At 71.9% G+C, this 21705-nt stretch carries 18 protein-coding genes; 9 read left to right on the forward strand and 9 right to left on the reverse strand.

Annotation, left to right across the window (positions count from 1 at the left end; translation table 11 throughout):
- Nucleotides 1-32: 32 nt before the first annotated feature.
- Both ACFY9I_RS02655 and ACFY9I_RS02660 read left to right on the forward strand, forming a co-directional pair.
- Nucleotides 33-1310, forward strand: a complete 1278-nt coding sequence (locus ACFY9I_RS02655) for a VWA domain-containing protein (RefSeq protein WP_390995525.1) — start codon at nucleotides 33-35, stop codon at nucleotides 1308-1310.
- Complete coding sequence (locus ACFY9I_RS02660; protein WP_390995528.1) at nucleotides 1310-2119, forward strand: hypothetical protein; 810 nt, start codon at nucleotides 1310-1312, stop codon at nucleotides 2117-2119. Before ACFY9I_RS02655 ends, ACFY9I_RS02660 begins: the two co-directional genes overlap by 1 nt.
- A 450-nt stretch (nucleotides 2120-2569) precedes the next feature.
- Here ACFY9I_RS02660 and ACFY9I_RS02665 read toward each other — a convergent pair whose 3' ends face one another.
- The gene (locus ACFY9I_RS02665; protein ID WP_390995531.1) at nucleotides 2570-3208 is read right to left on the reverse strand and encodes a winged helix-turn-helix transcriptional regulator; all 639 of its coding nucleotides are present in this window, start codon (nucleotides 3206-3208) and stop codon (nucleotides 2570-2572) included.
- Nucleotides 3209-3294: 86 nt separating this feature from the next.
- Here ACFY9I_RS02665 and ACFY9I_RS02670 point away from each other — a divergent pair, with 86 nt between their 5' ends.
- The 5 genes from ACFY9I_RS02670 (at nucleotide 3295) to ACFY9I_RS02690 (ending at nucleotide 8970) form a co-directional block, all read left to right on the forward strand.
- Nucleotides 3295-4503: an aminotransferase class I/II-fold pyridoxal phosphate-dependent enzyme gene (locus ACFY9I_RS02670; RefSeq protein ID WP_390995534.1), complete on the forward strand. Its 1209-nt coding sequence runs from the start codon at nucleotides 3295-3297 to the stop codon at nucleotides 4501-4503.
- Between the two features lie 127 nt (nucleotides 4504-4630).
- Nucleotides 4631-5164, forward strand: a complete 534-nt coding sequence (locus tag ACFY9I_RS02675; RefSeq protein ID WP_390995537.1) for a hypothetical protein — start codon at nucleotides 4631-4633, stop codon at nucleotides 5162-5164.
- A gap of 3 nt (nucleotides 5165-5167) precedes the next feature.
- Nucleotides 5168-5767: a histidine phosphatase family protein gene (locus ACFY9I_RS02680; RefSeq protein ID WP_390995540.1), complete on the forward strand. Its 600-nt coding sequence runs from the start codon at nucleotides 5168-5170 to the stop codon at nucleotides 5765-5767.
- Between the two features lie 92 nt (nucleotides 5768-5859).
- Nucleotides 5860-6570, forward strand: a complete 711-nt coding sequence (locus tag ACFY9I_RS02685; protein WP_390995542.1) for a hypothetical protein — start codon at nucleotides 5860-5862, stop codon at nucleotides 6568-6570.
- 186 nt (nucleotides 6571-6756) lie between these two features.
- Complete coding sequence (locus ACFY9I_RS02690; protein WP_390995545.1) at nucleotides 6757-8970, forward strand: alpha-N-acetylglucosaminidase TIM-barrel domain-containing protein; 2214 nt, start codon at nucleotides 6757-6759, stop codon at nucleotides 8968-8970.
- Between the two features lie 32 nt (nucleotides 8971-9002).
- Here the strand turns inward: ACFY9I_RS02690 and ACFY9I_RS02695 are convergent, their stop codons facing one another.
- The 8 genes from ACFY9I_RS02695 to ACFY9I_RS02730 form a co-directional block, all read right to left on the reverse strand.
- A complete protein-coding gene (locus ACFY9I_RS02695) occupies nucleotides 9003-10376 on the reverse strand; it encodes an 8-oxoguanine deaminase (RefSeq protein ID WP_390995548.1) in 1374 nt (457 codons plus the stop codon).
- 37 nt (nucleotides 10377-10413) lie between these two features.
- Nucleotides 10414-11307, reverse strand: coding sequence for a factor-independent urate hydroxylase (pucL, locus tag ACFY9I_RS02700; protein ID WP_390995551.1), 894 nt, complete (start codon nucleotides 11305-11307; stop codon nucleotides 10414-10416).
- Between the two features lie 2 nt (nucleotides 11308-11309).
- Nucleotides 11310-12227, reverse strand: coding sequence for a 2-oxo-4-hydroxy-4-carboxy-5-ureidoimidazoline decarboxylase (gene uraD / locus ACFY9I_RS02705; protein WP_390995554.1), 918 nt, complete (start codon nucleotides 12225-12227; stop codon nucleotides 11310-11312).
- Nucleotides 12228-12371: 144 nt separating this feature from the next.
- Nucleotides 12372-12740 (reverse strand): helix-turn-helix domain-containing protein, encoded by a 369-nt coding sequence (locus tag ACFY9I_RS02710; RefSeq protein ID WP_390995557.1) that lies wholly within the window; start codon nucleotides 12738-12740, stop codon nucleotides 12372-12374.
- Entirely contained in the window at nucleotides 12737-12988 is a 252-nt protein-coding gene (locus ACFY9I_RS02715) for a hypothetical protein (protein WP_390995559.1), read from the reverse strand. The genes ACFY9I_RS02710 and ACFY9I_RS02715 overlap by 4 nt, the downstream gene beginning before the upstream one ends.
- Nucleotides 12989-13110: 122 nt before the next feature.
- On the reverse strand, nucleotides 13111-16068 hold the full coding sequence (locus tag ACFY9I_RS02720; protein ID WP_390995562.1) for a hypothetical protein: 2958 nt from the start codon (nucleotides 16066-16068) through the stop codon (nucleotides 13111-13113).
- A gap of 2 nt (nucleotides 16069-16070) precedes the next feature.
- Nucleotides 16071-17927: an HSP90 family protein gene (locus ACFY9I_RS02725; RefSeq protein WP_390995564.1), complete on the reverse strand. Its 1857-nt coding sequence runs from the start codon at nucleotides 17925-17927 to the stop codon at nucleotides 16071-16073.
- Between the two features lie 226 nt (nucleotides 17928-18153).
- A complete protein-coding gene (locus ACFY9I_RS02730; RefSeq protein ID WP_390995567.1) occupies nucleotides 18154-19140 on the reverse strand; it encodes a hypothetical protein in 987 nt (328 codons plus the stop codon).
- 174 nt (nucleotides 19141-19314) lie between these two features.
- Here ACFY9I_RS02730 and ACFY9I_RS02735 point away from each other — a divergent pair, with 174 nt between their 5' ends.
- Both ACFY9I_RS02735 and ACFY9I_RS02740 read left to right on the forward strand, forming a co-directional pair.
- On the forward strand, nucleotides 19315-20154 hold the full coding sequence (locus ACFY9I_RS02735) for a TIM barrel protein (RefSeq protein ID WP_390995569.1): 840 nt from the start codon (nucleotides 19315-19317) through the stop codon (nucleotides 20152-20154).
- A 47-nt stretch (nucleotides 20155-20201) separates the two neighbouring features.
- Nucleotides 20202-21092 (forward strand): 2-hydroxy-3-oxopropionate reductase, encoded by an 891-nt coding sequence (locus tag ACFY9I_RS02740; RefSeq protein WP_390995572.1) that lies wholly within the window; start codon nucleotides 20202-20204, stop codon nucleotides 21090-21092.
- Nucleotides 21093-21705 lie beyond the last annotated feature (613 nt).

Consider the following 21705-nt stretch of genomic DNA (forward strand, 5'->3'; position numbering starts at 1 on the left):
AGCACGACCCCTTGGATCAATAGGATCCGCCGATGATCACAAGACAACGGTCGGCAGCAGGGGTGTTCGCCCTGCTCGCCGCCCTGACGGCCGGGATCGCCGTCCCGTCCACGGCCGTCGCCGACGAGACCACGGCCACCGCGCCCAAGGTCAACCTCCTGCTGGACGTCAGCGGTTCGATGCGGGCCAAGGACATCGACGGCCAGTCCCGTATGGCCGCGGCGAAGCAGGCGTTCAACGAGGTGCTGGACGCCACGCCCGAGGAGGTACAGCTCGGCATCCGCACCCTGGGCGCCAACTACCCGGGCGACGACCGGAAGACGGGCTGCAAGGACACCGCGCAGCTCTACCCGGTGGGGCCGCTGGACCGCACCGAGGCGAAGACGGCGGTGGCGACACTGTCGCCGACCGGCTGGACCCCGATCGGTCCCGCGCTGCTGAAGGCGGCGGACGACCTGGACGGCGGGGAGGGCACCAAGCGGATCGTGCTGATCAGCGACGGCGAGGACACCTGCGCCCCGCTCGACCCGTGCGAGGTGGCTCGCGAGATCGCCGCGAAGGGCATCGGCCTGACCATCGACACGCTCGGCCTGGTGCCGAACGCCAAGATGCGCCTGCAGCTGAGCTGTATCGCCGAGGCCACCGGCGGCACGTACACCTCGATCGAGCACCGTGACGAACTGACCGACCGGGTCAACCAGTTGGTCGACCGGGCCGCCGACCCCGTGGTCGTGCCCAAGGCCGTCGAGGGCGCCGAGGCGTGCGCTCAGGCGCCCAAGCTCACATCCGGTCTGTACACCGACCGCGAGGAGTTCGGCGAGCAGCGCTGGTACCGCGTGGACGTGAAGCCGGGCCAGGAGCTGCGCGCCTCGGTGAGTGTCGCGGCGGACCGTGACGTCAATCCGGACTACGGGGTGCTGCTGCGCGCGGTCACCACGAAGAACCGCGAGATCGTCCGTGGTGAGGCCGCGGGCAACGGCCGTACCGACGTCATCTCGACCGGTCTGCGCCACCCGAAGGCGGAGGCCGAGGACGCGGAGGACTCGGCGGACGAGGACGTTGCCGAGATTGTGTGCCTCCAGGTGACCCACTCCTACTCGCCGGCGAGCGGCGTGAAGACCACGCCCGGACTGCCGCTGGAGATCACCGTCGACGTCGTGGACGGGCCCGCCCAGGCCACCGACGTGGCCTCCTTCGGCCTCGGCCGTGGCTGGTGGCTGCTCGGTGCGCTGGTGCTCGTCGGTTTCCTGGCGGGTGTGTTGTGGGGCTGGCTGTCACGCTGGCGGGTCGCGGTCTGGAGGACCAACTGATGCGGATCACACGAGTGTGGGGCGCCGCCCTGCTGATGTTGGGCCTGGCCGTCACCCCGGCAGCCGCCGACTCCACCCCCTCCGCGAGCCCGTCGGAGAACGGTGACGCGCCGACCGAGGCGGGCACCTCCTTCCGTACGGCCACGGAGTTCGAGCAGGGGCAGACCGCCACGGCGAGCGCCTCGACCGGTGACTATCTGTACTGGTCGTTCCCTGCCGACGCGGGGCAGCGGCCCACCGTACGGGCGAGCGTCAAGCTGCCCGAGGGGGCCGAGTCCTCCTCGACCTGGCAGATCGACGTGTACGACGGACTGCGGCGCCGTCAGGCCTGCCAGTACGGCGCGCAGACCCGGACCGCGGGGGCGGGGGCGGCCTCGGTCGAGCTGTCCTGCACCCTGCGCACGGTCCGCGCCTGGTCGGAGCAGTGGGCCGACGATCCGCTGCCGGGTACGTACTACATCCGTCTGACCACGACCCGGCTGGCCACGGCCGACCTGGGACTGCCCGTCAGCACCGAGGTCGAGGCCGAGTCCGAGGACATCGGCGGTTCCGCCGCCGTCGACGGCTCCCTGTCCCGGCCCCTGGTACCGGGGATCGCCGTCACCTCCCCGCAGGACGGTGAGGACTCCTCCACCGAGGCCGTCCTCTCCTCCCTCGAACCCGACGACGGCTGGGCCTCGGGCTGGTGGAGCGACCGCTGGGTGTGGACGGCCCTGGGGGCGGCGCTCGCCGCGCTGGCGGGCATCGGCGGCTACTCACTGACCCGGGGTGCGGGCAGACCGACGAGGGTGCCGCCGCCCGGCGCCTGAACTCCAGCCAACGGCCCGTCGAACCGCCGGTTCGACGGGCCGTTGCACTGGGGCCCGCCCCTCCGCCCTTCATCCGCGGGTCGGTGAGAGCTGGTCGCGCAGTTCCCCGCGTCCCTGAAAGACCAGCCCCTGCGCCCCTGAAAGACCAGTCCCTGCGGGCCTGGAGACCCATGGCACTGCGGGCCCGAGGAGCCAAGGCGACGCAGCGGTCTGAAGGGGCAACGGCACTGCGAGCCTGACGCCATGGAACTGCGGGCCGAGGAGCCAGATGCTGCCGGGCCCGAGGAGCCAAGATGCAGCCAGGCCGGCAGAGGCCAGGTGCTGCCGGGGCGTAAAGCATGGGGCGTAGCCCCTGCTTTCAGGGGGCGCGGGGAACTGCGCGAGCAACCACAGCGCACCCGCGGCCCGAGAACCGACCGCAGACCCCACCCCCTCCCGCCCCTCCCGCCCTCACACCTCCCGCAACTCCTTCGCCAGGCCCCCCTCCCCCACCACCTCGACCCGCCCGGCCCGCACGGCCTCGGCCAAACTCAACTCCCCCCGCCCCAACGCCCCCCACGTATCCGCACCGTCGAACGACAGCCGCGCGTCCGGCTCCCCCGGCGCGGGACCGTCCCCGTACAGCGCCGCCCCCTCCTCGGCACCCACCCACACATGGAATTCCCCCTCCTCCAACCGCACTTCTACAAGCCCGGCGCCAAAGCCCTCCAGCCCCCGCAACAACGGCAACGCGAACCAGTGCGCCCGTACCGCGTCCGTCGGCCGCCGCTCCCCGAGCACCCCCTCCCCCCACGCCCCCAACGCCTGCAGCACCGGCAGCAACTCCCGCCCCCGCGCAGTCAGTTCGTACACGTAGGCCGCCCCCGGCGGCGGCAGTCGGCGCCGCGTCGACAGACCGTCCCGCTCCATGTCCCTCAGCCGTGACGCGAGCACGTCCGTGCTGACGCCCGGCAGGTCCGCGTGCAGGTCCGTGTAACGGCGCGGCCCGGCCAGCAGTTCACGCACGATCAGCAGGGTCCAGCGGTCACCGACGAGGTCGAGCGCCCGGGCGGCGGAGCAGTACTGGTCGTAGCTTCGGCGAGGTGACATGGAACGCAGTCTAGACATGTCGTTGGACTTTCCAAGCGTCTACTTGGTAAAACCAAGCAACACAACGAACCGGAGGGCGAGAGCGCATGGAGTTCCGGCAGTCGAGCAAGCTCAGCGAGGTCTGTTACGAGATCCGCGGCCCCGTGATAGAGCACGCCAACGCACTGGAGGAGGCGGGCCACAGCGTCCTGCGCCTCAACACCGGCAACCCCGCGCTCTTCGGCTTCGAGGCGCCGGAGGAGATCATCCAGGACATGATCCGGATGCTGCCGAAGGCCCACGGCTACACGGACTCTCGCGGCGTCCTCTCGGCCCGCCGCGCGGTCGCCCAGCGCTACCAGGACCGCGGCCTCGACGTCGACGTCGACGACGTCTTCCTCGGCAACGGCGTCTCCGAGTTGGTCTCCATGGCCGTACAGGCACTGATCGAGGACGGCGACGAGATCCTCATCCCCGCCCCCGACTTCCCCCTGTGGACGGCGGTGACCACCCTCGCCGGCGGCAAGGCGGTCCACTACCTCTGCGACGAGCAGGCGGACTGGTACCCGGACCTCGACGACATGGCGTCGAAGATCACCGACCGCACCAGAGCCGTCCTGATCATCAACCCGAACAACCCCACCGGCGCGGTCTACCCCAAGGAGATCATCGAGGGCATCCTCGACCTCGCCCGCCGCCATGGCCTGATGGTCTTCGCGGACGAGATCTACGACCAGATCCTGTACGACGACGCCGTCCACCACTCGGCCGCCGCGCTCGCCCCCGACCTGGTGGTCCTGACCTTCTGCGGCCTGTCCAAGACCTACCGGGTGGCCGGCTTCCGCTCCGGGTGGCTCGTCGTCACCGGCCCCAGGCAGCACGCCCGCAACTACCTGGAGGGCCTGACGATGCTCGCCTCCATGCGGCTGTGCGCCAACGCGCCCGCCCAGTACGCCATCCAGGCCGCGCTCGGCGGTCGCCAGTCCATCACCGACCTCACCATCCCGGGCGGCCGCCTCCACGAGCAGCGGAACGTGGCCTGGGAGAAGCTCAACGAGATCCCCGGCGTCTCCTGTGTGAAGCCCAAGGGCGCCCTCTACGCCTTCCCCCGGCTCGACCCCAAGGTCCACAAGATCCACGACGACGAGAAGTTCGTCCTCGACCTGCTCCTGAGGGAGAAGATCCAGGTCGTCCAGGGCACCGGCTTCAACTGGCCCACCCCCGACCACTTCCGCATCCTCACCCTCCCCCACGCGGACGACCTGGACGCGGCGATCAGCCGGATCGGACGGTTCCTGAGCGGGTACCGGCAGTAGCCGACGGCGGTCCGGCCATCGGCGCGTACGCGATTCCACACGTCGGCGCGCGGGCACGCGATCTCACACGTCGACGGGCACGGGAGTCCACGCGTCGGCGCTCCCCGGACATGGGTAGCCCTTCTCCATGACTGACCGCCCACTGCTCCTCCTCGACGTCGACGGCCCCCTCAACCCGTTCGGTGCCCGGTTGTGGCGTCCGCGCGGTTATGTGACGCACAGGGTGCACCCCGCGAACTGGTCGGCCCGGCAGAAACCGGGGTCCCGGCGGCTGCGGCGGGGCCTGCGGATCCGGCTGAACCCGGCACACGGGGAGCGACTCCTCGCGCTGCCCTACGAGTTGGCGTGGGCGACCACGTGGATGCACGACGCCAACGAGATGATCGGGCCGGTGATCGGGCTGCCGCGCGAGCTGCCGGTCATCGAGTTCGACAACCTCTTCGCCAGGGATCCGGACGGGCTGTACTGGAAGACCCGGCGGGTCCTGGAGTGGGCGGCGGGACGGCCGTTCGTCTGGGTCGACGACATGATCACCGACCTCGACGTACGGCACGTGGCCGAGCACCACGACTCGGCGGCGCTACTCATGCGAATCGATCCGCGCAGGGGTCTGCGGGAGGAGGAGTTCAGGGAGTTGGAGCGGTGGGCTCGTACCCTGTGAGTCATGGGTGATCTCCTTCTCGTGCGGCACGGTGAGACCGAGTGGTCGGCGTCCGGGCAGCACACCAGCTGGACCGACCTCCCGCTGACGGACAGGGGCCGCGAGCAGGCGCGTGGCCTCGCGCCGCTGCTCGAACCGCTCCGCGTCGGCGCCGTGTTCGTCAGCCCGCTGAAGCGCGCCCAGGAGACGGCCGATCTGGCCGGGCTCACCGGGACGCGCGTCGACGCGGACCTGGTCGAGTGGGACTACGGCGGGTACGAGGGAATCACGACCGCCGAGATCCATCGCACCCGGCCGGACTGGTTCCTGTTCACGGACGGGGTCGCTCCCGGGCCTCCGGAACATCCCGGGGAGACCCCGGAGGAGGTGGGGGCGCGCGCCGACCGGATGCTGACGAAGACGCGCACGGCGATGGAGGGCACCGAGGGACCCGTGCTGCTGGTCGCCCACGGGCACTTCCTGCGCGTCCTCACCGCCCGCTATCTCGGGCTGCCCGCCTCGGGTGGAGCGCTGTTCCAACTGGCCACGGGCACGGTCTGCCGGCTCGGCACGGAGCATGGGCGTCCGGTCGTCGCCGGGTGGAATGTCAGACCCTCCTCGTAGTCTTCGGAGGGATCGAAGTCCGTTGTCAGTACCCTCTGGGGGAGTGCCGGGAGCGGGTGGGTCCATGGCCTGCTCGGGTGAGGGAGGGTGCCGTGACACGACCGCCGACCGCTGCCCAGCGGCGGACCATCGAAGCCGCCGAGCCCGTGACCGGCCGGCTGACGGGTACGCAGGCGCAGCTCGCGGCGCTGGTCAAGCGTGGGCTGGCCTTCCGGCATCCCCGGCCGCCGCACGACCACTTCCTGACACCGGTCGGCCATCGCGTACGGGAGACAGCCGAGGTCGTGGAGACGGTCGAGGTCGCGGAGGCAGCCTCTCCGGTACCCGCCGCCCCCGCCGAGACCGGTGTCTTCGCCGCGCGGGTCGGCGGTGAGGAAGCCGCCGAGGCCGGGCCCGCTCGGATACGTGAGGTGCGCAGTGCCTGGCAGGGGCTCCTGGAGCTGCGCCGGATGACCGATCCGGGCGGCGCCACGGACCGCCCGTGCACCTGGGAGCGGACCCATCTGGTGCAGGCCGCCGCACTGGCTCTGGAGGCGGCGGGCCATCGACCGGCGACCGCGGCCACGGCAGCGGCAGCGGCAGCGAGTGCGGGGGCGGGGGCGGGGGCGGGGGCGCCGACAAACGGCGGCGGTTATCGCGTACGGGCCACCCCGCAGCCCGAGGCCGTCGCCGTGCGGGAGTCGGATGCCGAAGCCCTGCGGGCCTGTGCGGTGACGCTGGAGCAGGCCGGCTGGCAGGTCGGCGAGCACACGGATCCCCGTACGCGGGAGCGGTATCTGCTGGCCTCACCGAGGCGGGCATAGGCGCCCTTTTGAGATCTACGCCGTTCGCGGCCGAGGCGGGATCCCACCCGGTCGCGGGTAGGCTGACGCGGCGGAAGGAGCCGTTCATGCCGGGTTCTCCCCCGTGTGGCCCTGTGTCCGCGCACAAGTGAGGTTTCGGCGGGTATTCCTCCCACGGCGTACCCCCCACCCCACTTCGGAGACACCATGCCGCTCGCCCGCCGTGCCCTCCTCACCGCATTCTTCGCAGGTACCGCGGCCGGTTCCGCCACCGCCTGCAGCTCGGCCCGCGCGACCCCCTCGGACGACGCGCCCCGCACCGACAAGGCGCTGCGCACGGCCTCGGTGGCGGCCCGGCGGTTGCTGCCGGACCACTGGCGGCAGATCACGTTCACGGAAGGCATGGAACGGGACACCTTCCGTGTCTCGGGGAGCACCGGGCACATCACCGTCACCGGCGACACCCCGGGCACCCAACTCACCGGTCTCAACTGGTACTTGCGGCACATCGCCTACGCCGAGATCAACTGGGCGGGCGAGCAGACGAACCTCCTGCCGGGCGAGTTGCCGGGCCTCGACGGCACGGTCACCCGCCGGGCGAACGTCCCCCACCGCTTCGCCCTCAACGACACCAACGACGGCTACACGGGTGCGTACCTGGACTGGCGGTACTGGGAGCGCGAGCTGGACGTGCTGGCGCTGCACGGCTACAACGAGGTCCTCGTCTACGTGGGGGCCGACGCGCTGTACCACCGGGTGTTCCAGGAGTTCGGGTACGGGGAGGAGGAGCTGCGGAAGTGGATCCCGGGTCCGGCCCACCAGCCGTGGTGGCTGCTGCAGAACCTGTCCGCCTTCCCCTCACCCGTCTCCCGTCAGCTCCTGGACGCCCGGGCCGTCCTCGGCCGCCGGATCGCCGACCGCGCCCGTGAGCTGGGGATGACGCCGGTGTTCCCCGGCTACTTCGGGACGGTACCGGCCGGTTTCGCGGTGCGTGTCCCGGGGGCGCGGACCGTTCCGCAGGGTAAGTGGATGGGCTTCGCGCGCCCCGACTGGCTGGATCCGCGCACGGACGAGTTCGCGCGGGTGGCGGCGGCCTTCTACCGGGTGCAGGACGAGATGTTCGGCGGCGCCTCGACGCTGTACAAGATGGACCTGCTCCATGAGGGCGGCGACCCGGGCGACGTGCCGGTGGCCGACGCGGCGAAGGGGGTGGAGCGGGCGCTGCGGCGGGCCCACCCGGAGGCCACCTGGGTGATCCTCGGCTGGCAGCACAACCCTCCGCGCGCGATCGTGGACGCCGTCGACAAGCAGCACATGCTCGTCGTCGACGGCCTCTCCGACCGCTTCACCACGGTCACCGACCGCGAGGCCGACTGGGGCGACACACCGTACGCCTTCGGCTCGATCTGGAACTTCGGCGGCCACACCGTGCTCGGCGCGAACACCCCCGACTGGGCCGAGCTGTACGAGAAGTGGCGCACGAAGGCCGGCAGCGGACTGCGCGGGATCGCCCTCATGCCGGAGGCTGCGGACAACAATCCGGCCGCGTTCGCCCTGTTCTCCGAACTGGCCTGGCGTGAGGGCGCGTTGGACCTCAAGTCATGGTTCGCCGAGTGGGCGCACGCCCGGTACGGCGCCCGTGATCCGCACGCCGAGGCCGCCTGGGACATCCTGCGCCGCACCGCGTACGGCACCACCCGCGCCGACCAGTGGAGCGAGGGTGCCGACGGCCTCTTCGGCGCCCGGCCCGCGCTGAACGCCGTACGTGCGGGCCGCTGGTCGCCGAAGCAGCTCCGTTACCCGGCGGCCGACTTCGAACCGGCTCTCGGTGAACTGCTTTCCGTGCGGGCCGAGTTGCGCGTGTCGTCGGCCTACCGTCGCGACCTTCTCGATGTGGCCCGTCAGGCCCTCTCCAACCGCAGCCGGATCATGCTGCCAGGGATCAAGGCGGCCTACGACGCCGGTGACACCGCCCGTTTCGACACGGCGACCGGCGTCTGGCTGTCGCTCATGGACCTGCTGGACAAACTGGTGGCCACCGACTCCCGTCATCTGCTGGGCCGTTGGGTCGCGGACGCCCGCTCGTGGGGCGCGGACGCCGCCGAGCGGGACCAGCTCGCGTACGACAATCTGTCGCTGCTCACCGTCTGGGGGACGCGCGAGGGCGCGGACGCGGGGCTGCGGGACTACGCCAACCGGGAGTGGGCGGGTCTGGTCGGCGGGCTGTACCGGCTGCGCTGGTCGACGTACTTCGAGGAGCTGAGGACCGCGCTGAGGGAGGGCCGGGCGCCGAAGGCGATCGACTGGTTCGCCCTGGAGGACCGCTGGACGCGTGCCCCCGGGCAGCTCGCGACCGAGCCGACCGGGGACACGTACACGATCGCCGCGCAGGTCCGGGACCGGCTCGCAGCGCTCTCCTGAGAGTGCCCTGCGCGATCGGAGAGTCGCGCGGATCAGCTCCCGGCGGCGATCCGTGCCAGCCGCCGGGCCTCGTCCCTCGTCGAGCGTGCGATCGCGTCCTCGTCGACATGCAGCAGCCGGCCGTTCTCCACGATCTGCCGGCCGCCCACGAAGGACGCCGTCACCGGAGCTGCCGCGCCGAGGACCAGGGCGGCCACCGGGTCGGCGATGGAGGCGTGGGCGAGGGTGTCGAGTTTCCAGAGGACCAGGTCGGCGAGCTTGCCCGGTTCCAGTGAGCCGGTCTCGCTCGCCCGGCCCAGGACCTGGGCGCCGCCGAAGGTGCCGAGGCGGAGTGCCCGGCGGGCGTCGAGGGCGGCCTCGCGGTGGGGGCCGAGACGGTTGACGAGGAGCGCGTTGCGCAGTTCGGTGTGGAGCTCGCCGGACTCGTTCGACGCGGTGCCGTCGACACCGAGGCCGACCGGGACGCCGGCCGCCAGCATGTCCGGGACCCGGGCGATACCCGCCGCCAGCCGGGCGTTGGAGGAGGGGCAGTGGGCGACGCCCGTCCTCGTACGGGCGAAGGCCTCGATGTCGGAGTCGTTCATATGGACGCAGTGGGCCATCCACACGTCCTCGCCGAGCCAGCCCGTCGACTCGAAGTAGTCGGTCGGGCCCATGCCGAACAGCTCATGGCAGAACTTCTCCTCCTCGACCGTCTCCGAGCCGTGGGTGTGCAGCCGCACACCGAGCCGGCGCGCCAACTCAGCGCCTTCCCGCATGAGTTCGGTGGAGACGGAGAACGGGGAGCAGGGGGCCACGGCCACCTGCGTCATCGCCCCGAAGGAGGCGTCGTGGTGCTCGGCGACGGTCGCCTCGGTGGCGGCGAGGGCGCCTTCGAGGGTCTCGACGGCGAAGTCCGGTGGCAGACCGCCGTCCTTCTCGCCGCGGTCCATGGAGCCACGGGCGAGCGTGAAGCGCACGCCCGTCTCGCGCGCCGCCCGGATGATGGAGCCCGACAGATCGCCGGAGCCCTCGGGGAAGACGTAGTGGTGGTCCATCGCGGTCGTCACACCGCCACGGGCCATCATGGCCAGCGAGCCCTGGGCCGCCACGTACGTCATGCGCTCGTCGATGCGCGCCCAGGTCGGGTAGAGCGCCACGAGCCAGTCGAAGAGGTTGTGGTCGGTGGCGAGGCCCCGGGTGATCCACTGGTAGAAGTGGTGGTGGGTGTTGACCAGTCCGGGGGTGACCAGGTGGCCGGTCGCGTCGATCCGGCGTACGACGTCCGTCAGGTCCTCGGGGGCCCTGCCCTCGCCGACCGACTCGACGATGTCGTCCGCCACGACCACGTGGCCCGAGGTGTACTCGGTGTCCTTCGCGTCCACGGTCGCGATCGCCGCGTTCTCGATGACGATGCGCTGAGCCATCGTTCGTCCTTTGCTGTCGTGGTCTTCCGGGGGCGCGTCAGAGGTTGGTGAGGTCGACGGGGATCCTCGCCTCGACGCCGTCCCGCAGGATCGTGGCCTCGATCAGGCCGTAGGGGCGGTCGGCGGCGACGTACACCTCATGGTCGTTCTCGAGGTCGAACGGGGTCAGATCCACCAGGAAGTGGTGCTTGTTCGGCAGGGAGAAGCGGACCTCGTCGATCTCGTCGCGGTGGTCGATGATCCGCGCGCCCATGGCGTAGAGGGTCTGCTGGAGCGAAAGCGAGTACGTCTCCGCGAACGCGCCGAGCATGTGCCGCTTCACCTGCGCGTAGGACGCCTCCCAGTCGGGCGTCTCCTGCTCGTCGTCGGTCCAGTTGAAGCGCCAGCGGCCGGAGACCTCGGTGGCGAGGATGCGGTCGTACGCCTCGGGGAGGGTCGTGTACCTGTCCTTGACGTAACCCCAGAACTCCGAGTCGGTGGAGTTCATGACCGTGAGGTCCTTGAGGCCGGAGATCACCTCCCACGACGAGCCGTCGTACGTGATCTGGGCCAGCCGGGTCTCCTGACCCTTGCGGACGAAGGAGTGGTCGTGCTCGCCGGAGTGCTCGATGCGCTCCCAGGCGTACTCCTCGATACGGACGCGGGCCCGGTGGATGGCCGGCTGGGAGGTCACGAAGTGGCGGGCGAGGTGGATGCCGAACCGCTCGGCGGACTCGATGCCGTGCTCCTTGGCGAAGGCGTACACCGTGTTCTTGGTGGTGTCCGTGGGCAGGACGTGCGCGTTCGAGCCGGAGAGGTGGACCTCGTCCATGTCGCCGCTCAGCGACACTGAGACGTTGAGGTCCTTGATGTGGTGGGTGGCGCCGTCCCGTGTGATGCGTACGACCCGGTTCTCGGCCTTGCCGTACTGGTTCTGTCCAAGGATGGGCACAGCTAGCTCCCTCGGTAAACGGAGTAGCCGAACGGGTTGAGCAGCAGCGGTACGTGGTAGTGCTCGCCGGGGTTCACCGCGAAGGTGATCACCACCTCCGGGAAGAACACGGCACCGCTGTCCCGGTTCGCGGGGGCGTCCTGCTGCGCATCGGCTTGCTTCTTCACGGCTTTTTCGAGGTAGGGCTCGACCTCGAAGTCGAGCCGTACGTGGGTCGTCCCCTCCGGCAGCGCCGGAAGGTTCTTGCAGCGCCCGTCGGTGTCGGTCGCCGAGCCGCCGAGCGCCCGCCAGTCGGCCGAGCGCCCCGAGCGGGCGGCGAGGTGGACGGCGACACCCTCGGCGGGGCGGCCGACGGAGGTGTCCAGGATGTGGGTGGACACCGAGGCGGTCGTGCTGGTGCTCATGAGCGGGCTTCCCTCTTGGACGAGCCGGGCCAGGCGGATGCGGTTGATCTTGCCCAGTTCGGTGCGGACGATCTCGCGTTCCCGCTCCGGCGCGTTGTCGATCCGCTCCTTGACCGCGTCGCGCATCCGCTCGCCGGTGAGGCCGGTGGCGCAGATCAGGAAGACATGGCCGAACTTCTCCTGGTAGGCAAGGTTCAGTTCGAGCATCTCCGCCCTGAGTTCCTCGGAGGCGCCGGCCATCCCGCGCTGTTCACGGGCCGAGGTCGCGTCGCCGGGCCTGGGGCGGCCGATCGGCGGGTGTCCGGCCATCGCCTCCGCGAGGTCCGCGTCGGTCAGCCCGGCCGTGGCGGCGTCACCGGCGGCGAACAGGTCCTCGTCGGTGGCGTAGGGGCGGCCGGCGAGGAGTCTGCGCCCCCATGCGGCCGAGGCGCACACCTCGTGGAGCGCGGCGGTGGCCGCGTGCTCCTCCAGGGCGTTGAACCGGGCGAGGCCGGGTGTCGAAGGACGCGAAGTCACGGGAGCCTCCTCCGTGGCCGTGGTGCTGGACTGGCTACCGCAAGCTAACGCCCTGCGACGACATCACGTCAACAGTTTGTTGAAAAATCCGGGAGAGGGACCCGGCGGGAGGGGCGCGAGCGGGAGGGGCGCGGGCAGCCGCCCTCAGGCCTCTTTCTCGCGGTTGAGGTAGTTGTAAACAGTGAAGCGGCTGACTCCGAGGGCGCTCGCGACGGTCTCCACACCGTGGCGCACCGAGAAGGCGCCACGCGCCTCCAGCGCCCGTACGACTTCCTGCTTGGCCTTGCGGTCGAGGTCGGCCAGCGGCTTGCCCTTCTGGCGCTCCATCGCGGCCAGGATGTGGTCCAGCGACTCGGCGAGCTGGGGCAGACGTACGGCGACGACGTCGATCCCCTCCCAGGAGAGGACGACGTCGTCGGGACCGGCCTCGGCGGGCGGCAGCATGACGCCGCCCATCGCGTCGACCAGCGGCTTGACCGCCGCGACGAAGGGCTCGCCGCCGGTGCCGGTCACTCGCCGTCCTCCGCGATCACATTGACCTGGAGCGAGATCCGGGTGGCGCCGGACTCCAGGGACCTGCGCAGCAAGGTGTCCACGGCGGTGAGCACGGTGCCGGCGGCCCCCTCCACCGTGTTGCCGAAGGGGCCGACGTCCACCGCGTCCAGCTCGGCCTCCTCGACGACCTCGCGGGCGGCGAGCGCGTGCGGCGGGGCCTCGTCGAGGTCGAAGGGCTCGGTCGTGAACTCCACTCTCAGTCGCACTGTGCTCCCCGGACACGGGCCATCGATCTCGCCACGACGGAGCGGTTCGTCCGCCACGACGTGACCCTAGCCGACCGGGGCGTCCCTCCGCCCCGCACCTGGGCACCCCGGCCGTACCGCCGTCACCCCTCGTCGCGCAGTTGGGCCGCCAGGGAGGTCAGTGGCTCGGCCTCCTCGGTGTGGCCGAGGGCGGTCAGGCGGGAGATCGCCGCGTCGAGACGGGTGAGGGCGGGGCCGGGGCGTTCCAGGGAGAGGCCCTCGACGGCACTCGCGAGACGGACGCACTCGGCCCACTCACCGGCGCGGTCCGCGTCCGGCCCCGGCTCGCCGAGCAGGGCGAGTGCCTTGTCCAGGGCGGCCAGGGCGTCCTCGTTCTCGCCCACATAGGCGTTGACCCGCCCGTGTTCGTAGGCCAGGGCCGTGTCCAGGGAGCGTCCGTGGGCCTCGTACCCGGCGGCGCGGGCCTCGTCGGCGATCCGGCCGGCGTCGTCCAGGAAGGCGCGGGCGTCGGCCAGTCCGTCGGGGCCCTGCTGCCTGGCCTGGAGGCGGGCGAGTTCGCGCAGGCAGTTGCTGAGCTGCTCGTGGCGCGGGGCCCGGGCGTGGGCGGCGAGTGCCTGGTCGGCGGCCTCGCGGGCCCGACCGAAGTCCCCGGACTCGCCGAGGAGTACGGCCGTCTCCGCCGCGATCATGGCGTGGCTGCCCGGATCGTCGTCCCAGCCTGCCGACTCGGCCGCGAGGGCGACGAACTCGGTTGTGGCGGCCTTGAGGTCCTCCCCCGCGTGCAGCGCGCGGGCGCGGGTCAGGCGCAGTTGGGCGACGAGCCGGTCGTCCTGCTCGCCGGCGGCGATGTCCGGTTCGGTCAGCAGGGAGTCGAGCAGCGCGATGCAGTCCTCGACGCGGCCCAGGTCGAGGCTGAGCTGCGCCGCGTTGCTGTAGGTGCAGAACGCGTCCGTACGGCTGCCGCGGCGCAGGTCCAGCTCCGCCGAGCGCGTCAGGTGCCGCAGCGCCTCGTCGTGGCGGCCCAGACGCAGGCAGGCCTGGGCCAGATCACCGTGGAGGCGGGTGGTGTCGACTCCGTCGGCCGGCCAGTCGGCGGCCAGGCGCAGGCCCTCGGTGAGGTCCGCGTGGGCGGCCGGCGCGTCCCCCAGGCCGAGCTGGAACCGGCCGCGCAGGCCGAGTGTGCGGGGCAGGTGCCAGGCGGGCCCCAGCGTCCTCAGCCGGTCGAGGAGGGCGTCGATCTCGGTGAGGGCGGCGGGCAGGTCGCCGGAGATGGCGTGGGTGCCGGCCCGCAGCAGCAGGGCGCCGGAGACCGCCCCGGCGAGGTCGTGCCGGGTGGCGAACGCGAGCAGCCGCTCCACCTCGTCGAAGACCGGGGCGACATGCTCCTCGCTGCCCGAGGTCTGCAGGCGCAGGGCGAGCGCGGTCGCCCTCATCCGCAGCAGGCGGGCCTCCTGGTACGGGGCGAGGCCGGAGGTCTCCTCGTGCAGACGGACGAGGGACGCGTGGGCGGCGGTCAGCGCGGCCGCCCTGGCCTCGGCCGTGTCCTCGGCCGTGTCCTCGGCCGCGTTCTGCGCGGGGAGTTCGGCGGTGGCGAGCAGGGCACAGGCACGGGCGAGCGCCGCGTGCGCCGGCGCTCCGGCGTCGTCGTAGAGGGCCGCGGCCTCCTCGTGGAGGGCGGCGCAGTCGGCGAACTCGTCCCGCTCGCCCGCCCGGCCCGCCTCCTCGGCCAGCAGGTCCGCGCGCAGCAGCAGGAGCGTGCCCACGGCCGGGTCGTCGGGGTGGGTGTAGTCGCGGGCGGCGACGAGGGTGCGCAGCCGCGCCCAGCAGGCGTGTGCGTCCGGATGCCCCTGCTCCTCCGACTCCCTTGCCCGGAGGATGAGTTCGGCAAGCCCGTCGGGAACGTCGGCGGCCGTTCGGGCGGCGGTCGTGGCGACGGGGCCGGCCGGGGCCACGTCGTCGAGGACGCGGGTGCGCAGGGTCAGCTCCAGCGCGTCCAGGAGCGGGGCGCGGTCGAGGCGGGCCCGGCGGCGGTCGGCGTGGGCCGTGGTGCCGTTGCGGGCGTCGAAGCGGGCGGCGAGGTCGTCGGCGCGGTCCCGCACCTCGGCGCGCAGCCCGGCCGCCGTCCAGGTGCGGCCCGCGTATCCGGCGGCGGGCAGTTCGCCGTGGCCGAGCAGCTCGACCCGCTGGAGGAGGACCTCGACGCCGGTGAGGAAGTCGAGTTGGTCCAGCGGCGAGTCGACCTCGTCGAACAGGTTCCGGTTCTCCGCGAGCAGTTCCAGGCCGCGCGCCTCGTTGCCGGTCAGCGCGCAGAACTCCAGGTGGCGGCCCACCTCCCCGGACATCGACGGGTTGCGGCGGCAGCCCCGGTAGCCGGCGAGGTGCAGCTCGCGGGCCCGGTCGGGGTGACCGGTGCGCAGCAGGGGCAGCAGCGCGTACGACAGGGAGCGGGCCGGCTCCTCCTGGCAGGACGCCTTCCCGGTCAGGACGGGCTCCCAGGCGCGCAGCGCCCGCTCGTCGTCGCCCGCGACGAGGTGGTACAGGGCGCGCTCGCAGATCTCACAGGCCTCGCAGTCGCTGAGGCGGGTGCGGGTGCGGCCCGCCCACAGCTCGTAGGCGAGGGTGGTGTCCTCGCCTACGTGGGCGGCGAGCTGGTAGGCCTCGCCGTAGTAGGGCTGGAGGCCGAGGCCGGCCTTCTCGTACCGGTCGCGCATCTCCGTCAGCCACTGGCGCAGGCTCGCCAGCGGTACCTCGGGAAGCTGGATCAGGGCGTGGGCCACCCACTTGAACCGCCAGAACAGCATGTGCCGCAGCCGGTCGTCGAAGACGTCGGGCTGCTCGTCGAAGAGGGTGAGCAGGCGGGCGAAGACGACGGGCGACTTCCGGGGTTCGGAGCCGTAGGTGTACGCCTCCTGGAGTTCGAGGAGGGCGTGGACGAGCGGGACGGGCTCCGCGAACTGCTCGGCGGCGTCGACGAGTTCCTCGGCCGTGACGGTGCGGGTACGGCCGTAGGGGCGCCGGTCGTTCTCCTGGAGCGCCTGGTACAGCTCGTCCGTGTTCTGGGGATGGGGTGCGGTGGGCATCGTCAGCTGTCCTTGCGGAGGGCGTGGGCGAGAAGGTCGAGGAAGGAGCGGTTGATGAGGCTCGACTCGGCGGGCCTGAGCGGGCGTCGGGACAGCATCGCGGCCTGCCCGTAGAGGGCTTCGGCGCTGGTGCGGGCCAGCTCGGGCTCCTCGATGGTGACGGCGGTGCGGACCAGCGGGTTGAGCTGGTTGAGGATGAGCTGGGCCTTCGGGGCTTCCTGGCGCAGGGCACCGAGGATGTCGCCCCACAGGCCGCCCTCCTGCTCGCGGGCGAGCTGGGAGCGGGTGCGCTCGTGCCGGGCCTCGCGGCTGTCGACGAGGAGGGCGGGGGCGGAGGCGGGCTGGAAGGTGCGCAGCGCGACGTCGCAGTCGAAGACGGCGAGGGCGTCGCGGGCCTGTGCGAGGTAGGCCGCGGCGGCGAGTTCCGTCTCCCGGTCGACGGGGTCGAGGTGGGCGGTGAGCGTCTCCGGATCGAGGTCGGCGACGGTGGCCTCGGGCCTGATCTCGGGGAGCCGGTGAACCAGTTCGCGGTCGTAGGTGTAGCCGCCGTTGACGACGCCGAGTCCGGCGGCCGAGGCGATCGCGGCGACCTGGCGGAACTCCTCCACGCTCGACGTCACCAGCACGGTGCGGTGGGTGCGCGCGAACTCGTCGAGGGTGGTGTGCCCGTCGGTGGTCTCGAACGGCAGCCAGGGCAAGAGCATCCGCAGGATCTCGTCGTCGTGCACCGCGAGCGACTTCACCGCCAGGTGGTGGGCCTGGAGGAAGCGGTGGAGCAGGTCCGGGTCGCTGGCGGCGGCCCGGGCGATCCAGGCGCGCAACCGCTCGGCGAGGGCGTCACGGACGGCGGCGAGGGTGTCGTCCTCGTACAGGGACTCCCGGGACGCCGTGGGGCGCAGGCTCTCGGCGTCGACGACACAGCGGACGAAGAACGCCCACTCGGGCAGGATCTCCTCGGCCTGCTCGGACAGCAGCATGCCCTTGACGTGCACGCGGTGGCCGTGGCGGCGCCCGGCCGGCACCGTCTCGGGCAGTACGCAGGCGATGCCCTTGAGGCCGACGGCCGGCAGGTCCAGTTCGATGGTGTCCAGCGGTGTGAACCCGAAGACCTCCTCGCCGTACGCGGCCAGGGCGCGGGAACGGGCTCCCGGCGTCGGATACGTACGCGTCCAGGGGGCGGGCTCGGGATTGACGGACACGGCCGTGCCGTGAGCGCCGCCCTCGCCGTCGTCGAAGGTCACCGGGTGACGCAGCAGCGAGCCGAAGTGGCGGGCCAGCGCGTGCACCTGTGCCGGGCGGGTCCACTCCCCCGCGTCGGCGCGCGGCGTCAGCGTGATGGTGGTGCCCGGCCGGGGGCGGGCCGCGGCCGGCAGGGTACGGACGGTGTAGCTGCCGTCGCCACGTCCGCGCCACTCGACGGTGGGTGTGTCGGGGGTGCGGGCGGAGCGGCTGAGGACGTGGATCTCGTCGGCGACCAGGAAGCAGGAGAGCAGGCCGATGCCGAACTGGCCGATGAAGTCGGCGCGTTGGTCGGCGATCTGTTCCGCGCGCTTGCTGCTGCGGCCGATGGTGGCGAGGAAGGTGTGCACATCGGCCTCGGTGAGACCGACGCCGTCGTCCTCGACGCGGACGACGGAACCGTCGGCGTACAGACGGACACCGAAGGCGTCCGCGGGGGCGGCCGGTTCGAGGGCGTGCCGGGCGGTCAGGGCGTCCACGGCGTTCTGCATGAGTTCGCGCAGATAGACGCGGGGGCTGGAGTAGAGGTGGTGGGAGAGGAGGTCGACGAGGCCGCGCAGATCCACCTGGAAGGTGCGGTCGGCGCCGGCCGGGTTCGCGGCGGTGTCGGGCAGAGTCATCGGGCAGTCCGGGGTGGGAGGGGCGACGGGAGGCGTGCGGGACCGGAGGCCGGCGGGCGCTCAGGTACGGCGGTGATCGGGTCCGGAGGCCGGCGAGCGCTCAGGCACGGCGCTGACGGTGGGACCCGGGGTCCGGCGGGCGCTCAGGCACGGCGCTGACGGTGGGACCCGGAGTCCGGCGGGCGCTCAGGCACGGCGGTCATCGGGTCCGGAGGCCGGCAGGCGCTCAGGCACGGCGGTGGTGGCGGGCGAACTGCTTCTCCGGCTCACCGAAGTAGGTCCACGGCCACGGGGTGTACGCGCCGTCCAGCGCCTGGAAGACCCGCCGGACCGTATGGCGCTCGCCGGCCAGCGACAGGGCCATGGCGAACATGTTGAAGTCGTGCTGCCAGCCGAGGGGCCAGGCGTAGGCCGGGTGGAGGATGCTGTGGTCGGCCGCCTCCCGCAACTGCGCCTGGATCTCCTCGGTGTGGAGACAGTCCCCCCGGTCCGACTCGACCCACTCCTCGATGTACGCCATGGCGATCACGCAGCCGAGGCGGTGCCCGTGCGGGGCGCGGGCGGCGGCTTCCTGGGCGAACGCCAGGGCTTGCTTCGGCTCGCCGCCCCAGCGGGGCTGCATCTGGGACAGCCACGCGAGGTGGGTCTCCAGGTCCAGCGGGTCGCGGCGCAGGGCCGCGTCGCGACGGGTCTCATTGACGGCGGGGCCCAGCGACATACCGCGACCGGAGGTGAGGAGGTGGCGCCACGGCGTGATCCACTCCGGCCGCAGCTCGGCGGCCTCCAGAAGCTGTTCCTCGGCGATCCGGAGCCGCTCGTGGAAGATCCGCCACTGCTCCTGCGTGACGTTCACGGCACGCTCGGCGGTGCGCGCCTCCCAGCCCCAGTCGATGTGGCGCGCTCCGGATATCAGCAGGGCCGTCGCCCGGTGCTCCTTGTCCTCCTCGACGGCCCGGCCGATCCAGTCCTGCACACCGTCAAGTTCGGCGAGTTCACCCAGGACCTGGTGGTCACGGCCGAGGTCGAAGGGGGCCAGCGCCGCCTTCACCGCCTCCCAGTCACCCGCGTCGGCCGCTTCCACCAGCGCGAGCACCCGCGCGTCCCCGAGCGCCCGGAGCGTGTACATCCCGTTCTTCTGTCTACGCGGAACGGGAAGGGCGTGCGGATCCGCCACCGGTCTCTCCGCACCCCTGCCGAACAGCTTGCCGAACATGCCGCGCCCTCCCCTGGTCCCGCGTGATCGTCCGGTGCAGCATAAGCGGCCCCTCCGACGACCTCTTGACAGTTTCGACAGTCGACGGCAATCTTCCATTGAGCAGAAAATAACTTCCACATTGCGGAAGTATAGATATGGACAACAATCGCAGAGGGGAGCGCCTGAAGCCTCATGGGACTCGCAGAGCAGCGCTACAACGTCAACCTGTCGATCCTCTTCACGGAACTCCCGCTCCTGGAGCGCCCCGCGGCCGCCGCCGCAGCCGGCTTCACGGCGGTCGAGCTGTGGTGGCCCTGGCTCGACTCCCCCACCCCCGCCCCCTCGGAACTCGACGCCCTGCGGCGCGCGTTGGAGGAGGCGGGCGTCCGGCTGACCGGGCTGAACTTCTACTCCGGGCAACTGCCGGGCCCCGACCGGGGCGCGCTGTCGATCCCGGGTGAGGAGGCGGAGAGGTTCCGCGCCAACATCGACGTGGTCGCCGACTTCGCCGAGTCCGTGGGCTGCGAGGCGCTCAACGCCCTCTACGGCAACCGCGTCGCCGGCGTGGCCCCGGCCGAACAGGACGCGCTGGCCCTGCACAGCCTGGTCCTGGCGGCACGGGCGGCCGACCGGATCGGCGCGATTTTGCTGATCGAGGCCCTGAACAGGGTCGAGTCACCGCTCTATCCGCTGGTGTCCGCCCGGGCCGCCGTCGACGTCGTCGACAAGGTCAACCAGGCGTCGGGCCTTGGCAACGCACGCTTCCTGATGGACCTCTACCACCTGTCCATGAACGGCGAGGACCTGCCGCGGGTGATCGCCGAGTACACCGACCGGACCGGTCATGTGCAGATCGCCGACAGCCCCGGCCGCGGCGCCCCCGGCACCGGCACCCTGCCCCTGGAGGACCTCCTCGGCCAGTTGGGCAAGGCCGGCTACGAGGGCAGGGTCGGACTGGAGTACAAGCCCGGCGACCGGCCGAGCGCCGAGGCCTTCGAGTGGCTTCCCCGGGAGGCCCGCGCCGCGCGCTGAGCGCACACCCCCAGTCGTAGCAGAGCCGTCAGAGAGGCACCCTCACCATGAGCAGTCTCCCCAAGGTCGCGTGGATAGGCCTCGGCATCATGGGCTCCCCCATGTCCGAGAACCTGATCAAGGCGGGTTACGAGGTCACGGGCCACACTCTGGAGCGGGACAAGCTGGACCGGCTGACCGCCGCCGGCGGGACCGCGGCGACCTCCGTCGCCGAGGCCGTGCGCGACGCCGACGTCGTCATCACGATGGTGCCCGCCTCCCCTCAGGTCGAGGCCGTCGCGTACGGCCCCGACGGCATCCTCGCCCACGCCCGGCCCGGCGCCCTGCTGATCGACATGTCGTCCATCACCCCGCAGACCTCCGTCGACCTGGCGAAGGCAGCGAAGCAGAAGGGCATCCGGGTGCTCGACGCCCCGGTCTCCGGTGGTGAGGCGGGCGCCGTCGAGGCCGCGCTGTCCATCATGGTCGGCGGCGAGCAGTCCGACTTCGACGAGGCCCGGCCCGTCTTCGAGGCGCTCGGCAGGACCGTCGTGCTGTGCGGTCCGCACGGCTCGGGGCAGACGGTGAAGGCCGCGAACCAACTGATCGTCGCCGTGAACATCCAGGCGTGCGCCGAGGCCGTGGTCTTCCTGGAGAAGTCCGGCGTGGAGCTGGGGGCGGCGCTCGACGTCCTGGCCGGAGGTCTCGCGGGCTCCACCGTGCTGACCCGCAAGAGGGACAACTTCCTCGACCGGGACTTCAAGCCGGGCTTCCGCATCGATCTGCACCACAAGGACATGGGCATCGTCACCGACGCGGCCCGCGCCGTGGGCGCCGCGCTGCCCGTGGGCGCCGTGGTGGCCCAGCTGGTGGCCTCGCTGCGCGCCCAGGGCGACGGCGGCCTGGACCACTCCGCCCTGCTGCGGGCCGTGGAGCGCCTCTCCGGCGCCCGGGTCTGAGGCCGGCGGCCCTTGGAACTCCGGTCCGGCGGCCCTTCGAACCTCCGGTCCGTGGCGGCGCCGACATCCGTCCTGTCGCGCCCAGGCGCCGCCGCGGGCCGGAACCCTGTGCCTTCACCCTCTGACCCCGGACCGCGTCCGGTCCCTGATGACACCCGTCAGCCACCGGACGCAACGCCCGCGACGGTCGACGACCCACCCCGGCCGGACCGCGGCGGGTGCGTCGGCGCCGCCTCCTCCGGCATCTCCGGGTGCAGGGCAGGACGACCTCCTCACCGGGCACGAGCCTGCGGTGCGCGGCCCTCCCGACGAAACAACCCCCGTTGCGCGGGCGGGGCATGCCTACGCAAGGGGGCGTAGGCCGTCTACGGAACCCTCAAATCAACCTCTGAACCCATGCCCTGGGGCTTCAACTCCCCCCATGGTCGGGCACATTCTCATCACAGGAGGCCCGCCGGCACGGGGGCGGCGGGCCTCCACGGGGGACGCCACCGAGCATGCGGGGGAACGCCGTATCGGGGGCACGGGGGGCACGGGGGGAACGGGGGAACGGGGGAGAACGGGGGCCTGAGCGGCAGTGCGACGAAGCGGCCCGTCCCGTACGGGGTCGCAC

Origin of the sequence: Streptomyces sp. NPDC012510, from assembly GCF_042955065.1 — a bacterium.
Lineage (GTDB): Bacteria > Actinomycetota > Actinomycetes > Streptomycetales > Streptomycetaceae > Streptomyces.

Coding starts and splice junctions, on each gene's coding strand:
- ACFY9I_RS02655 (WP_390995525.1), top strand. CDS start 33: ATGATCACAAGACAACGGTCGGCAGCAGGGGTGTTCGCCCTGCTCGCC.
- ACFY9I_RS02660 (WP_390995528.1), top strand. CDS start 1,310: ATGCGGATCACACGAGTGTGGGGCGCCGCCCTGCTGATGTTGGGCCTG.
- ACFY9I_RS02665 (WP_390995531.1), bottom strand. CDS start 3,208: ATGTCACCTCGCCGAAGCTACGACCAGTACTGCTCCGCCGCCCGGGCG.
- ACFY9I_RS02670 (WP_390995534.1), top strand. CDS start 3,295: ATGGAGTTCCGGCAGTCGAGCAAGCTCAGCGAGGTCTGTTACGAGATC.
- ACFY9I_RS02675 (WP_390995537.1), top strand. CDS start 4,631: ATGACTGACCGCCCACTGCTCCTCCTCGACGTCGACGGCCCCCTCAAC.
- ACFY9I_RS02680 (WP_390995540.1), top strand. CDS start 5,168: ATGGGTGATCTCCTTCTCGTGCGGCACGGTGAGACCGAGTGGTCGGCG.
- ACFY9I_RS02690 (WP_390995545.1), top strand. CDS start 6,757: ATGCCGCTCGCCCGCCGTGCCCTCCTCACCGCATTCTTCGCAGGTACC.
- ACFY9I_RS02695 (WP_390995548.1), bottom strand. CDS start 10,376: ATGGCTCAGCGCATCGTCATCGAGAACGCGGCGATCGCGACCGTGGAC.
- ACFY9I_RS02720 (WP_390995562.1), bottom strand. CDS start 16,068: ATGCCCACCGCACCCCATCCCCAGAACACGGACGAGCTGTACCAGGCG.
- ACFY9I_RS02725 (WP_390995564.1), bottom strand. CDS start 17,927: ATGACTCTGCCCGACACCGCCGCGAACCCGGCCGGCGCCGACCGCACC.
- ACFY9I_RS02730 (WP_390995567.1), bottom strand. CDS start 19,140: ATGTTCGGCAAGCTGTTCGGCAGGGGTGCGGAGAGACCGGTGGCGGAT.
- ACFY9I_RS02735 (WP_390995569.1), top strand. CDS start 19,315: ATGGGACTCGCAGAGCAGCGCTACAACGTCAACCTGTCGATCCTCTTC.
- ACFY9I_RS02740 (WP_390995572.1), top strand. CDS start 20,202: ATGAGCAGTCTCCCCAAGGTCGCGTGGATAGGCCTCGGCATCATGGGC.